Origin of the sequence: Escherichia coli DSM 30083 = JCM 1649 = ATCC 11775 (genome assembly GCF_003697165.2) — a bacterium.
Taxonomy (GTDB): Bacteria; Pseudomonadota; Gammaproteobacteria; order Enterobacterales; family Enterobacteriaceae; genus Escherichia; species Escherichia coli.
Genome location: NZ_CP033092.2, coordinates 1,985,672 through 1,999,372, shown reverse-complemented (window position 1 = coordinate 1,999,372; position 13,701 = coordinate 1,985,672). Strand labels below are relative to the sequence as shown.

The 13,701-nt window shown below is 50.8% G+C and carries 10 protein-coding genes and 2 pseudogenes; 10 read left to right on the top strand and 2 right to left on the bottom strand.

Annotation, left to right across the window (positions count from 1 at the left end; translation table 11 throughout):
* Positions 1-115: 115 nt before the first annotated feature.
* Complete coding sequence (locus EAS44_RS10630) at positions 116-685, bottom strand: inovirus Gp2 family protein (RefSeq protein ID WP_000221530.1); 570 nt, start codon at positions 683-685, stop codon at positions 116-118.
* Between the two features lie 199 nt (positions 686-884).
* Between EAS44_RS10630 and EAS44_RS25540 the strand changes: the two genes are divergently transcribed.
* The 3 genes from EAS44_RS25540 (at position 885) to EAS44_RS10600 (ending at position 3,112) form a co-directional block, all read left to right on the top strand.
* Complete coding sequence (locus tag EAS44_RS25540; protein ID WP_001297900.1) at positions 885-1,085, top strand: hypothetical protein; 201 nt, start codon at positions 885-887, stop codon at positions 1,083-1,085.
* 1,124 nt (positions 1,086-2,209) lie between these two features.
* Positions 2,210-2,416, top strand: a complete 207-nt coding sequence (locus EAS44_RS10605) for a helix-turn-helix transcriptional regulator (protein ID WP_000235214.1) — start codon at positions 2,210-2,212, stop codon at positions 2,414-2,416.
* Between the two features lie 93 nt (positions 2,417-2,509).
* A complete protein-coding gene (locus EAS44_RS10600) occupies positions 2,510-3,112 on the top strand; it encodes a hypothetical protein (protein ID WP_000813432.1) in 603 nt (200 codons plus the stop codon).
* Positions 3,113-3,654: 542 nt separating this feature from the next.
* Here EAS44_RS10600 and EAS44_RS10595 read toward each other — a convergent pair.
* Positions 3,655-5,024, bottom strand: a protein-coding gene (locus EAS44_RS10595) for an IS3-like element IS150 family transposase (protein WP_085960080.1) whose coding sequence is annotated in 2 segments (ribosomal slippage) — positions 3,655-4,544 and positions 4,544-5,024 — 1,371 coding nt in all. Because the reading frame shifts where the segments join, the coding sequence is not laid out codon by codon here.
* A 364-nt stretch (positions 5,025-5,388) separates the two neighbouring features.
* Between EAS44_RS10595 and EAS44_RS10585 the strand changes: the two are divergent.
* The 7 genes and pseudogenes from EAS44_RS10585 to EAS44_RS10550 form a co-directional block, all read left to right on the top strand.
* A pseudogene (locus EAS44_RS10585) lies at positions 5,389-5,670 on the top strand (IS21 family transposase); the annotation flags it as partial.
* A gap of 14 nt (positions 5,671-5,684) precedes the next feature.
* Positions 5,685-5,822, top strand: a pseudogene (locus EAS44_RS25870) (AAA family ATPase); the annotation flags it as partial.
* Between the two features lie 1,130 nt (positions 5,823-6,952).
* Positions 6,953-8,104 carry a hypothetical protein gene (locus EAS44_RS10570; RefSeq protein WP_000514103.1) on the top strand — a complete coding sequence of 384 codons (1,152 nt, stop codon included), beginning with the start codon at positions 6,953-6,955 and terminating at the stop codon, positions 8,102-8,104.
* Between the two features lie 83 nt (positions 8,105-8,187).
* Positions 8,188-9,060 carry a GTPase family protein gene (locus EAS44_RS10565; RefSeq protein ID WP_001069806.1) on the top strand — a complete coding sequence of 291 codons (873 nt, stop codon included), beginning with the start codon at positions 8,188-8,190 and terminating at the stop codon, positions 9,058-9,060.
* Positions 9,061-9,277: 217 nt separating this feature from the next.
* Entirely contained in the window at positions 9,278-11,674 is a 2,397-nt protein-coding gene (locus EAS44_RS10560; RefSeq protein ID WP_000544717.1) for a dynamin family protein, read from the top strand.
* On the top strand, positions 11,671-12,576 hold the full coding sequence (locus tag EAS44_RS10555) for a diguanylate cyclase regulator RdcB family protein (protein ID WP_000203541.1): 906 nt from the start codon (positions 11,671-11,673) through the stop codon (positions 12,574-12,576). Before EAS44_RS10560 ends, EAS44_RS10555 begins: the two co-directional genes overlap by 4 nt.
* Positions 12,573-13,643, top strand: coding sequence for a patatin-like phospholipase family protein (locus tag EAS44_RS10550; protein ID WP_000102660.1), 1,071 nt, complete (start codon positions 12,573-12,575; stop codon positions 13,641-13,643). The genes EAS44_RS10555 and EAS44_RS10550 overlap by 4 nt, the downstream gene beginning before the upstream one ends.
* The last annotated feature ends 58 nt before the right edge of the window (positions 13,644-13,701 follow it).

Genomic DNA, 13,701 nt, shown 5'->3' with positions numbered 1-13,701 from the left:
TGTCACACAATGGAACACTGACGTAAAAAACAGTCAGTGGGCGAGTGGATACATCGTTGCCGCCAGACAACAACCCATACTTTTGGTTTGCCGGGTATTGGCGCGCCAGTCGTGCTCAACTCCGGCTACAGCCAAAATTGCGCTCACCGGTGCAGTGAGCTTTGGTATGTTCCTTCGCCAGATAGTCAGCACGTTCCAGCACCTGCTGAAAGCCAGTGTCATCATCGCGTTCCAGCCACACCGCCGGCCAGGCCGGAAAATGCACCAGCGTGGCATGGCACCCGACATCCACTCCCAGGGCACTGCACCACGCCTGTTTAATCATCCCGGCCAGTGATCCCGGAGCACGGTAATCACCGGCACGACACCAGGTATCCCGGTTAACCAGCAGCATCAGGTGATAGTGTTTTTTACCTTTGCACTCCCCAAACTCCCGGGCCCAGACGTAATGCAGGGTTGTGGGATGCACGCGTTTACCTTCCCGATGCTTACGTTTCTGGTAAGCGTCGATTCGGGCTTTCAGGGCATTGATGAAGCGGGATATCACAGCTGCGTCCGTTGCTGCCGGTACATCCGGGAAACGCAGGTCAACCCGCAATGCCGTCAGGCGGGGATGAACATTCAGTGCGTGCCGCACCGTCTCACGAATACGTTGCTGCCAGAAGGGGTTGTATTTGTAGGTCATGGTTAAATCTCCGTATGGTTCATACGGAATAGCCACGTCGTAAAAAATGCGCAGAGTCCCTGAAGTGACCTCCGGCAGGACACTGTCTCAGGCACTCTGTGATAACCCGAACGGTCGTCTCCGGACTGACGGTTGAATTTTCAGCGTTGTTTTTTTAATGTAAAAAACCGGTTACGGGTAAGGCTGTGAGGAGGGAGTGATGGTGATACGCAAAAAGAAGTGCAGGGACTGTGGAAACGCGATTACTCATAATACAGTGTGTTGCCCGTATTGTGGTTCTGTCGACCCCTTCGGCTATTACCGGAATACAGACCGTATCGTTACCATACTGCTGGCACTGATTATTGTGGTCCTGCTGACTACTGTCAGCGTCAGTGTGTATATACTGTGTAGCTGGTGAGATAACGGTTCATGTATCCCCTGAGCTGACAGTGTACCGTGTATATTAAGCGTAACCGACAGGTTCTCCTTCATACCATATTAAATTTTTCCAGGTATTGCCGCTGCCTTATTTCGTCCCATACAGGAAAACTCATCTGGGTTTCTGACAAATACGCGAAACTCACAGCCCCTCAATATCAACCACACGCTGTAAGCCGGTAATACCTGAAAATCAGCCTATTACCGCCCGCGCCTCCGTTACCGAACGCTCAGGTGACCAGACTGAAGCCCAGCACGCACTCGTAAAATTTGCGGTCAGTTCCGTCAGTCAGTGGGCAACCGCAGAGTTACGGGCTTCCAGGTCCACAGGAGTGAGTCTATAACGCGTGTGGGAAATCATTTTTTCTGGCGTTGACAGAACGCCTTACGGGCTGCTACTTACCCGGTGTCCCGCAATACAACCTTAGTGTTCCGTTATCGGGGATCCGGACGCACCGCAACAACCGGGGAAGTATTTCTGGTTAGAGCTGTGTCAAGAGGGATTTCTCAGCCCCTCACTCACCGGCTCAGTCTCAGGGCAGAAGCATTAATACACTCAGTTCATGTCTTATACAGGAATGGGCATAGGGGGAGCTGGCGTGTCACTGCTGATTTTACGCATCAGCGTTCATGTATCTGCACTCTGATACAGAATGCTTCACAGCGCTCTGTTACCGGAGAGATTTACTCTCTTAGGTTATTCTGGCAAATCCTTTACGTTACTCTCTGATGACTTCTTATATTTATAATACCAATCAGACAACCTTATCCCATCGGTGATATCAGTCTCCTGCTCGCCAGGAACGGGCTGACTCACTGTAACCACCTCCGAAAACAACTCTGCAATTATCAGAACGCCTGCTTCTCTCCCTGTCCTCACGAAAACTATCCCCTCTTTATCGCGCGTGCGTGCGGAAGCATCTTTTCGCAACAACCACCCGGTATACCGCTACGGCTCTGCCATCGCAATCCCCCCGTTTATCTCCGGACAGCCACATTCCCGATTATTTTTTACGTTTCTCCCCGGTTGTTATGCCGGTGAAGGTGGCGCGCTGTTTTCATGACCACACCGGCTGGTTTAACAACATCCGGAGGAACATTCTCATGGCTACCCCAGTTTCGCTGATGGATGACCAGATGGTCGACATGGCGTTTATCACTCAACTGACCGGCCTTACCGATAAGTGGTTTGACAAACTCATCAAAGATGGGGGCTTTCCTGCGCCCATCAAAATGGGGCGCAGCTCCCGCTGGCTGAAAAGTGAAGTGGAAGCCTGGCTGCAGGCGCGTATTGCACAGTCCCGTCCGTAATTTTTAACCACTAACCCTTCGCCCACAGCAGACGCAATCTCCGGCCTGCCGGCGGCGCTCTGCTGCCTGTTATCCCCCGTGAGGAATATGAAAATGAAACAACAGTATCAGACCCGTTACGAGCTGCTCCATGAAAACTACCAGAAATGGCTGACCGGCTTCACCCGGCACGCCGTATCATGGGGCGTGTGTCATCCGAATATCTACTATTTCCATAATCTGACGCCCGGGTGGGTGTCATTCAATGGCGAAAAACCGGAGATTGCCATCGTTCCCCAGAGTCTGCACCGGCTGATTTATGGTCCGGACAAACGGAGCTCCCCGTCCCTGGATGATGATCTGGTGGTGAATTTATGCACCAGCGAACACCTGCTGGTTCATCATCCGATGCTGGAAGGGATCCTGCTGTCTGAATGTGAGCGCCTGAAGCAACATTCTCTGGCAAACAAACTGATCAGCCTCTTCCGTCAGTTTGGCGGCACGGAGTTACGTCTCAAACTGGTCTGGCTCTGCTGGCTTGACTTAATGACCGGAAACAGCCTTGACGACTGGACGAAAAACCTGAAACACAAATCAGAAAAAGATCTGGAGCAATGGATCATTGCACGTCAGGGTCAGAGTGAACCACTGACAAATCTGATGGATCAGTACGTGCTTATGGCATACCGTACATCGGTTGATGCCGCTCACAGTTGATGTCTGAGAACCACAGGGCTGGCAGCAGAAAACCAGCCCTGTGGTAAAATACAGTAATAGCGGCGTACATCAGGCACGCCGCTCACTCGTCCACAGATCATATACGTCATTATACTGCGCGATAACGGAGGGCTTCAGCACCCGGTCATTTCTGAGCGGGTATGAATACCATTGATGATGCGAAGCAGCCACGTGCAGAAACGTTCTTCACAACCAGGTGCCTCCATCTTCACTGCAGTCTGAATGTGCCGGCTTGTTATCCACCAGAAATGGTATGCTCCGGTACATGCATACCCCGGAGACTATAAACGCACTGAATCATAGCCTCCCACCTCAGCAGGAGGCAGTCAGCTTTCAGGCGGAAAAACGTTGCAGTTAAAGATCGTGAGAATCGCTGTTTCGTTGCATAGCAACCCGAACAGTTGTAGTGAAACATTTTACCTGCATCAGCACATGGTCAGGCGCCGTCTGTATGGCGTGGAATACTGATGTTTCGGCTGATGGCAAGCCTCATTCTGTACTGACCCCAAAAAGTTGGACAGTTAAACACGAGGCATATAGGTCTGATTCCGATATTCAATTGGAGTCAGACTTTTTAATTTCAGGCTAATTCTTCTGCTGTTGTAGTATTCAATATATTCCGTAACAGCATCCTTCAGTTCGCTTATATTACTGAACTCATCAAGATAAAAACACTCCGACTTTAAGGTTCCAAAGAAACACTCCACCACAGCATTATCCAGACAATTGCCTTTTCTGGACATGCTTTGTTTAATACCATGTTCTTTAAGAATATTTTGATATTTTCTCATACGATACTGCCATCCCTGGTCAGAGTGCAGAACAGGATGCTCGTGAGGATTAAGCTTTTTGAATGCCTGATCGAGCATATTCTCAACCATGTTCATCACTGGTCTTTCCGAAAGGCTGTAAGAAATAACTTCGTTGTTGAAGAGATCTATTACTGGAGACAAATACAGCTTGCGCCCATTGACTGCAAATTCAGTAACATCGGTAACCCACTTCTCGTTTGGCCGCGTAGCCTTGAAATCTCTTTGGAGAACATTAGGGGCGGTTTGCCCTACCTCTCCTCTGTAAGAGCGGTATCGCTTGACCTTAATCGCTGCTTTAAGTGAGAGGGTTCCCATCAGGCGCTGAACAGCTTTATGGTTAATCTGTTTCCCTTCTCGATGAAGAGACAGCGTTACCCTACGGTATCCGTATCGGCCTCTATTCTCGTGATAAATCTCACCAATACGCTTTTTAACGTCCGCATACTTGTCAGGCTTGCTGAGAGCCTTTAGATGGTAATAAAACGTACTGCGCGGTATCTCCGCAGCCCTGAGAAGCTCATCAAGAGGATAAAACTGCCTTAGCTCGTTGAGTACTTTCACTTTTTCGTGGGATGAGCTAAGGCTTTCAGCTTTTTTAGATACATAAGCCGCGTTTCAAGAAATCGAACTTGCCTTTCAAGATCCTCAATACGTCGGTCTTTTGACAGCTCCAATGCTGATGCCGCTTTTTCTGGATCAACTGATATTGCAATGTTTCTTTTGGTGCCAATCTTGAGCGCGCGTAAACCAGCTTCTCCGCGCTCTTCATAAACCTTCAGCCACCTGGCTACAGAACCACTACCAGCAAGCATAAAGTGAGCAGCAGCCTGATTAAGGGACATGTGCTGCTCGATCACAGCTTTCACGACCTTAATACGCAACTCAGGATCAGCACTAACACCTTTAGGTTTGGGAATTAAACCTTTTTCTCCATGTTTTTCATAGAGGGCAACCCATGTCCTGACCTGGGTTCGGGGGACACCAAAACGTGCCGAGATGATCCTGTAACCATCATCAGTAGTGAAGTAGTGATTCACGACTTCAAGGCGCTTTTCAAAAGGGTATTTTGGCTTTGACATATCAGGGGCTATTCCATTTCATCGTCCAACAAAATGGGTGCAGTACATTCTCTGTGGAAACAGGGGCGCGCATTAGCTTCTCAACCAGAGAGTGTCACAAAGACAAATATTGCTGAAAATCGCATTCATCGTTCAGGCGTGAATGCCCGGAGACAAAAGCCGCTGTCCACACAGTCCCCCTCTGACCTGAACAAAAAGCATACACACAACAGGCTCACCTGACCCCGAAAAACCATAACTTCAGCAATACCAGTGACACCAGCACGTTACCTCAGTGCCACATCTTCAGACCGCGATCAATCTGAAAATGTGACTATCGGGGCAATATCCCTGCTTTGTGGTACACGATAACCAGAAAACATCCCCTGAACCGCCAGCCAGAAAGACTGGCCACAAAAGGGGTAAGCTGAAATCGTTTATGGATTACATCGACATATGCCTGGCAGAGAATGTCCGGAATGACGAGGTTATCTTTGCGGAGATTAAGGCAATGGTATACGGGCCGACGTTCCATGCCGCGTTACTACATTCAGCCCGGACGTAAAATGCGCCCGTCAAAAAGAACGGTTCGCTTCGAAACTCAGCCAGGATACCACCTCTCCGCCACACCCGGGAAGAAGTTGATATGGTGGTTGCCGGACAACAGCGCTCCTGGATTGACTGCTGCATCACTCAACCACGCTGAATATCAAAGGAGAGCGTTACCGGTTAAAAGAGAAACGTAAAGCTGTGGTGATGACCCAAAACGCAACGCCTGTCAGTGAGGATGAAATGGTGAAAAGCGGACAGCATCAGTAACGGAAGTATCTTAGCGGGTACGAAAATGGCAGGATCGTGACATTGACAGAATATCTCCTGATCATCCTGAATGACTGCAGTTGCTGTAGAAAAGTAAGCTGTCTCCACCCACGGCACCACTTAACAGGCATTCCGTAACTTCCCCCAGACTTACTATGACGCATTATCGGTGCACTGAAAACGGGAGAGTGCGCTTAAAACCGCAGACCGCATGCGGGTGTTACTGCATGACAGTCTGGCCGTATTGTGAGATGTCGGCAGGAACCGATGTCCGCGCAGGGGGGAACTTCCTGCAGTACCTGACGCTTCAAATGGTATTAACCGTAGGGTGTTGTTGGTTCCGGATCGCGGAAATGGGAGCACAGGTCTGCTACGGGGTGTACCTCTGACAGTAAATCCGGCTCGCTCATCTGACAGCCTCTCTCCCGGAAAAGACCAAAAATGAGATCGTCTCCTCAACAGCAGAGAAGAGGTCTTGACAGACAGGCTACATTGCATACGATTTATGAAGAAAAAGACAGCAAATATGGAGGTTATAGCGGAGAATACCCTACGAAATTCCTATGAAAAACGATTGAAAAAAATATCAAATTCGATTCGTTTTTATATGCTTTTTGGGAGCGTGGCGATGACGAACTGTTGCATGTGCAGAGGAGAATGCACCCGGAAGCACCAGAATCATCCAGAAAGGCAGAACGATTACGCATCAAACCAGGAGACAGCAATATCAAGGTAATATACTGATTTAAAATGAATTTACAGCAATACGTGAAAACATTTTTTACTTAAAGGAGACAGATGCGCTGAAGAGAGTGCAGGTATTTTTATATAAAAATGAGAAGTTTACGGGATGTATATCCGGCACACTATGACCGGAGAATATCAGTCAAGCTTAAAAAGACAATAAATACAGTGAGTTAAATACACAGAGAAAACGTAGTATCAGAGGGTACATCTTACAACAGAGACTGAATTTCCGGTTTTTCATAACCGGCGCATTCCGGAAAGTGCAGGCGGCCCGGAGGTTTTCTGACGCCACTACCTGGTAGATTGTTCTGTACATCATGTACGGAGGTTTTTGTTTGCTTTTTTAAAATCTGCAAATGTGAGAAAAGCAGGTGAGGTGTATTGTGGGAAAGGAACTGGATGATATCTGCACCAGCTGTCCGTATATCGATACTGTAAAACGGCACAAACAACAGCTCGGTGCCATAGAGGAATATACACAGTGGTTAAAAAAAGAACCACGGGCATCTTATTTTTTTCTGTTCCAGCTGTATACCCGCATTCACAATACATTTTTCTCCCAAAAGCAACAACTCCCGTTCACTCCCGGTGGCACTCACTGCCCGGAACCTGATGTCACCCTTCGGGACTTAACGCTTTCCCCTGGCTACCACAGTGATTATGCCCCTCAACCCATTCCGGAGATGGACAGTTCTGCTGTTGTTCCCCCAACTAATGAAAACACCTCGCCTCCGGAAGATACTCCCGACAACACTCCGGCCGGAGGCAATACCGGACAAGCGGAAAAGACCAGAAACGCAGGACTCACACCCATTCCTGAAAAACGTTCAGGAATGCCCCCGGAACATCTGCGGTTTGCCACGGGGTTTCCATCGCAACCGAAGATTGCCGGTCCCAGAGAAAAGCCGATGCGCACCGTGCATCCGGATAAAATCTACCGTGAAATTATATGGTTCTGCTCCAGTTACCTGCTGAAATCCGGACCAGAGGCTACGAGGACGATTATCAACTCAGTATTCTCTGAATGGGCCAGCATAAACAATGATTACCCCTCCCCCTTTTCGTGGGTGGACAGCAGGGACAGTGAACAGTGTGACTGGTTATGGAACGCCATGCAGATCCGGTGTGTGGGAACCCCGCTGAATCCCCTTACCCCGGAGCAGAAATACTGGTTTGCCTGCGCCACGTTTGATAACTGGGAGGGCTGGAATGAGCAACAGGTACAGTTTTTACTGGAAAGTAATCCCAGACGGAACAGAGCGAAGTTTACGCAGGTCTCCTTCCAGGCCCCCAGGATTCAGCATAAAGCGATTCTTCTTGATGAGCTGAAAAGTGCCCGGGAGCAACAAAAAAGGCGTGATGAACGTGCTGATGGTTCCGTCCCTCTGAAACTGTCCGGAAAAATCCACAAACAGCTTGAAAGTATTGCCCGAAGTCGTGGTGTCCTCCCAAAAAAACTGCTGAATGAAATGATTGAGCAGGCGTACCATGATTTGGTGGCAACCAGGCAGAACAGCCAAATCGATTCCAGATAATTTCAGACAGATATTATTTCCGTGAATCCCCCGCCACCTTTCCGGTGCGCGGGGTTTTGTCTTTTTTCACCGGGAATACATGTATGAATCCGTCTGATGCCATTGAGGCAATTGAAAAACCGCTCTCCTCCCTGCCTTACTCACTTTCCCGTCACATCCTGGAACATCTGCGCAAACTCACCAGTCACGAACCCGTGCCTGGCATTATGGGTAAAAGCGGGGCCGGTAAATCCTCACTCTGTAATGCGCTGTTTCAGGGGGAGATCACCCCGGTCAGTGATGTTCACGCCGGCACCCGGGAAGTGCAGCGCTTCCGTCTGAATGGCCATGGTCACAGCATGGTTATCACTGACCTGCCCGGGGTGGGCGAGAGCCGGGACAGGGATGCAGAGTATGAAGCCCTGTACCGTGACATTCTGCCCGAACTGGACCTGGTACTGTGGCTGATTAAAGCCGATGACCGTGCCCTGTCTGTGGATGAGTATTTCTGGCGACACATCCTGCACCGGGGACATCAGCGGGTACTGTTTGTGGTGATGCAGGCCGATAAAACGGAGCCCTGCCATGAATGGGATATGGCCGGTATTCAGCCTTCTCCCGCACAGGCACAGAACATTCGCGAAAAAACGGAGGCGGTATTCCGTCTGTTCCGGCCCGTACATCGGGTTGTTGCCGTATCGGCCCGCACCGGCTGGGAACTGGATACGCTGGTCAGTGCGCTCATGACAGCACTTCCCGACCATGCCGCCAGTCCCCTGATGACCCGCCTGCAGGACGAGCTGCGCACGGAGTCTGTCCGGTCTCAGGCCCGTGAACAGTTTACCGGTGCGGTGGACCGGATATTTGACACGGCGGAGAGCGTCTGCATTGCCTCTGTTGCACGCACGGTTCTGCGCGCCGTCCGTGACTCGGTGGTCTCTGTTGCCCGCGCGGTATGGAACTGGATTTTCTTCTGAACCCGGTGGTGATGTACCAGGCTGTTGTTACAGATTTTTAACTCCATGAAAACACTATGCAAACGCAGCCATACCCGGGTTGTCCCCTTGCGTTGTGTTTCTCAAGTTAATAGAATACATCGATCGTTACTATCATATCGATCGTTATAAACGATCGTTTGTAGTAAATGACCTCCTCCGTGGTTGTCATGAAAATGCGTCTTAGGAAGGTTAAATAATGCACGAAAAGAACATCGCCCTGCTTTGTGATGAAGCCGACCGACTTTTGCAACTGAACATTAATCTGCTCCGGCAAATGGTTGAGGAGCCAGATGTGTTATCTGACAGTAAGAACGAAAACAGACTGCTTTTTGATAAACAGAAAGCACTGAAAAGAATTGAGGAGCTGGAGGGCGAACAAATCAAAACCGCCCGCAGGGAGATGGTGCTGGCTGTTGTCGGCACGATGAAAGCAGGCAAATCAACCACCATCAACGCCATTGTGGGGCAGGAAATTCTGCCTAACCGTAACCGCCCCATGACCTCTGTACCGACGCTCATCCGCCACGTTCCCGGAAAAACTGAGCCGGTTCTCCATCTGGAACATATTCAGCCTGTCCGCAATTTATTAATCACACTGCAGGAAAAACTCGCCACCCCGGCAGGACAGCAGGTCGCACAGACCCTGCAGCAAATCGGGGATACCCGCGAACTGCTGGATATTCTGACGGATGATGGCTGGCTCAAAAATGAATACCACGGGGAGGAGGAAATCTTTACCGGACTGGCATCGTTAAACGATCTGGTTCGTCTTGCTGCGGCAATGGGGACTGAATTTCCTTTTGATGAATACGCAGAAGTGCAGAAACTGCCGGTGATCGACGTGGAATTCAGCCATCTGGTGGGGATGGATGCATGCCAGGGAACACTCACACTGCTGGATACCCCCGGCCCTAATGAGGCCGGACAACCGCAGATGGAAGTGATGATGCGGGATCAACTGCAGAAAGCCTCTGCGGTGCTGGCTGTGATGGATTACACCCAGATGAACTCAAAAGCAGATGAAGACGTCCGTAAAGAGCTTAATGCCATTGCTGACGTATCAGCCGGCCGCCTGTTTGTACTGGTCAATAAATTTGATGAGAAATACCGCAATGGCGATGGGGCAGATGCCGTACGCCAGAAAGTTCCGGCAATGCTGAACAGCGATGTGCTGCCCGCCTCCCGCGTTTATCCCGGATCCTCACGCCAGGCATACCTGGCTAACCGTGCGCTTCATGAGTTACGGAAAAACGGAACCCTTCCTGTTGATGAAGCCTGGGTCGATGATTTTATCAGAGGTGCCTTCGGTTGCATGAAAAAAGAATACGTCTGTAAAGACAGTGAACTGGCAACTGAAGGGGCGACAGACCTGTGGGAAGGCTCACTTATCGATCAACTGATAACGGAAGTCATACAGAGCTCACATTCCAGAGCTGCGGCACTGGCGGTTGACTCTGCCGCCGCAAAACTGATGCAGAATGCAGAAAATATCAGTGAATACCTGTTGTTACGCCATCAGGGGCTACAGCAAAGCATTCAGTCACTGCAGTCGCATATCACCAGCCTGCTTGCGGATATCCGGGAAATCGCGGACTGTCAGGAGCAGATGACCGCTGATGTCAGAATGGCCATGGAGGAGATCGATACTAAAACCCGGGAATTACTGACGGGGGTCTGCACCTCACTGGAAGAGGAGCTGAATGACTATTTCAGAAGCGGTAAACGCAAAGAACAGCAAATGTTGGAGGAAGAAGACGCAGAACAACGAAGGTCTCAGTCCGGATTATGGGGGAAAATTTCTCAATGGTCCGGTATCAACAACCAGGGCCGGGAGGATTACAGGAAACGAGATTTTGCCCCGGACAGCCCCGAAATAAAATTCAGTGATCGCAGGGAAGCCCTTGAACTGATGACGCAAATCGAATCGACCGTGACCAGCCTGCACCGTGAGGCTGAAGCACAGTTCCGGCCTGAGCTGGAGAAAATCGTCAGCGGGATTGAAACAGGTTTTCGTGGCACGGCCCTGTACGCCACAGAAAACATTGCCGGTCGCATCAATGCCCGCCTGGAGGATGAGGGCTTTACCGTAAAAATCAGTTTTCCGGCAGTCAGCCAGTTACAGACCCGGCTCGCGGTAAAAATAAATCTGAGTGCGCTTATGGAGGAAAGAACGGAGACCGTCACCCGTCGCCGTCGGCAGAGTGGCGTATGGGGAACCGTTTGTCGATGGTTTGGCACCAGTGACCTGGGCTGGGAAAACTATGACGAGGATGTGAGTCGCAGCGTGATCAATATCAACAAGGTCAGAGAGGAAGTTATGTCACTGACCCGGGCATATTTCGGGGAGCTGCAGGCATCCATTGAGCAGGATATTAACCAGCCCGTCCGCCAGGAAATCGATGCCTTTTTCTGCGCATTCAGGGAGAAAGTTGAACAACTGCGTAACACGCTGATTCAGAGCTCTGAAGATCATAAACGCGATCAGCAGGCGCAGGAACGGCTTACCGGGCGACTTCAGGCATTAAATGAAAGGGTTCCTGAGCTCATTACTGACAGTAAGGCGCTGAGGGAAGAGCTGGAGACAATGCTGTGACTTCACCATTTATTCAACAAATTGCTGATAACCGGGTATGTCAGGTACTCACCTGTCTTCCTGAAAAATTTGTGGTTGATTTCGCAAACGGAATCGATGTTGCACAGGAGCATATCCGCACGGCCGGAGAGCGCACGTTCTTCCGGCGTTTAAAAGAGGGGCTGACCGGCGAAGGCGCTGCACGGCAGAATGCCATCAATGCGTCGCTTGCACAGGGCGTTGAGGCGTCCCTGCGCTGGCTGACGGAGATGACAACGTCACTTGCCACCACAAACTACGCGATTACCCGGGTAAACGACAGGGTCAGTTCACTGGTCAGTGATACAGCCAGGCTGGCGCATTATTCCGCAGATACGCGGGAGCAGTTACTCACCCTGGCCGATCAGGTTCACCATAAACTGAATCATCTTGAAGAAAAACTCCACCGTGTTGACCAGGTTCAGCGGGCGCAGTTACATCTTGAGCAGATATTCTCATGGTGGAGCGCCGGGCGATATGCGTCATTTTCCCCTGCCGGACGTTGTTATGTGGCACTTGAAGAGCTTCGCTGGGGCGCGTTTGGTGATGTGATACGTCAGGGCGAAACAGGCCAGGTTAACCAGCTACTGGATATTCTCAGACATAAAGCATTAACGCAGATGGCACAGGAGAGTGGCGGTAGTGCAACCGTGCGTCTGAACACTCTGGACTGGCTTGGTGGTCAGGGCCGGGAGCAGGCAGATAACGAGTGGCATGACGCGATTAACTGGCTGGGAGACTGGTGCAGTGAAGAGCAGCATCCGGTGATCTGGTCAACCACGCAGGCTGCAGAACACTTACCGGTTCGCATGCCTCGCCTCTGCTCTGCAGAACGCCTCTCTGAAAGTATGGTCGATGAAATATTTCAGAAGGGGGCTGCATGAGTACAGAAATGAAAACGGGGCTGGTGCTGTCCGGTGGCGGAGCGGTGGGCGCTTATCAGGCGGGAGTGGTTAAGGCACTGGCAGAGTGTGGTACACAGATCAGCATGGTTTCAGGGGCCAGCATTGGCGCATTCAATGGTGCCATTATCGCGGCCTCTACCGATCTGTCAGAAGCTGCCGTACGCCTGGAGGCGCTCTGGGATCATCTGGGGAATAATCAGGTGCTGTCGGTAAACAGATTGGTTTACTTTTCATTGCTGAAAAAATTGTTCCAGGCAATGAACCTCTGCCAGATCCCCGGACGTGCAGGAGCACTGCTTACGACGCTTCTTCGCCATATATCGACAATCAACGGGTTTGACAATCTGATGGCTCAGCCGTTGTTGTCAGATGAGCCCCTGACAGCGCTGATGGATCATTATCTTGATACTGATGCTCTGGCAGACGGGCTACCGCTGTATGTGTCGCTGTACCCCACAGAAGGGGGCATGCAGGATATTATTGACTGCATTCGTGCTGAACTGGGTGTCGGAACCACGAAAAACGCCGTTTTTCAGCATATCCAGAGCCTGCCCCGCGGACAGCAGAAAGAGGCTCTGCTTGCGTCAGCCGCGCTGCCCCTGCTGTTCCGTCCCCGTGAGGTTCAGGGGACAATGTTCGGTGATGGTGGTATGGGAGGATGGCGAAATATGCAGGGAAATACCCCTGTGACGCCTCTGGTCGATGCCGGATGCAATATGGTGATTGTGACGCATCTGAGTGACGGTTCTTTATGGGATCGCCAGGCTTTTCCGGACACCACAATCCTTGAGATCCGTCCCCGGAAAAGGCTGAAATATGCAGGTGATGGTGGCAACAGCGGCGGTCTGCTCAGTTTTACATCGGCACATACCGACGCCTGGCGTCAGCAGGGCTATGAAGACACGATGCTGGCGATGGAGCATATCCGGAAACCGCTGGCAGCACGTCAGGCACTGACCCGGTCAGAGGCGGTATTGCAGAAAAGCCTGGATATAACGGAAGAGGCAGATTTGGCACTGAGAAACGCGATGGCCCGGATTAAATAAAGACGCCCCAAAGAAACGCCACCGCCTGTGGTGGTGTTTTTCCTGTCTGGTGTTATTG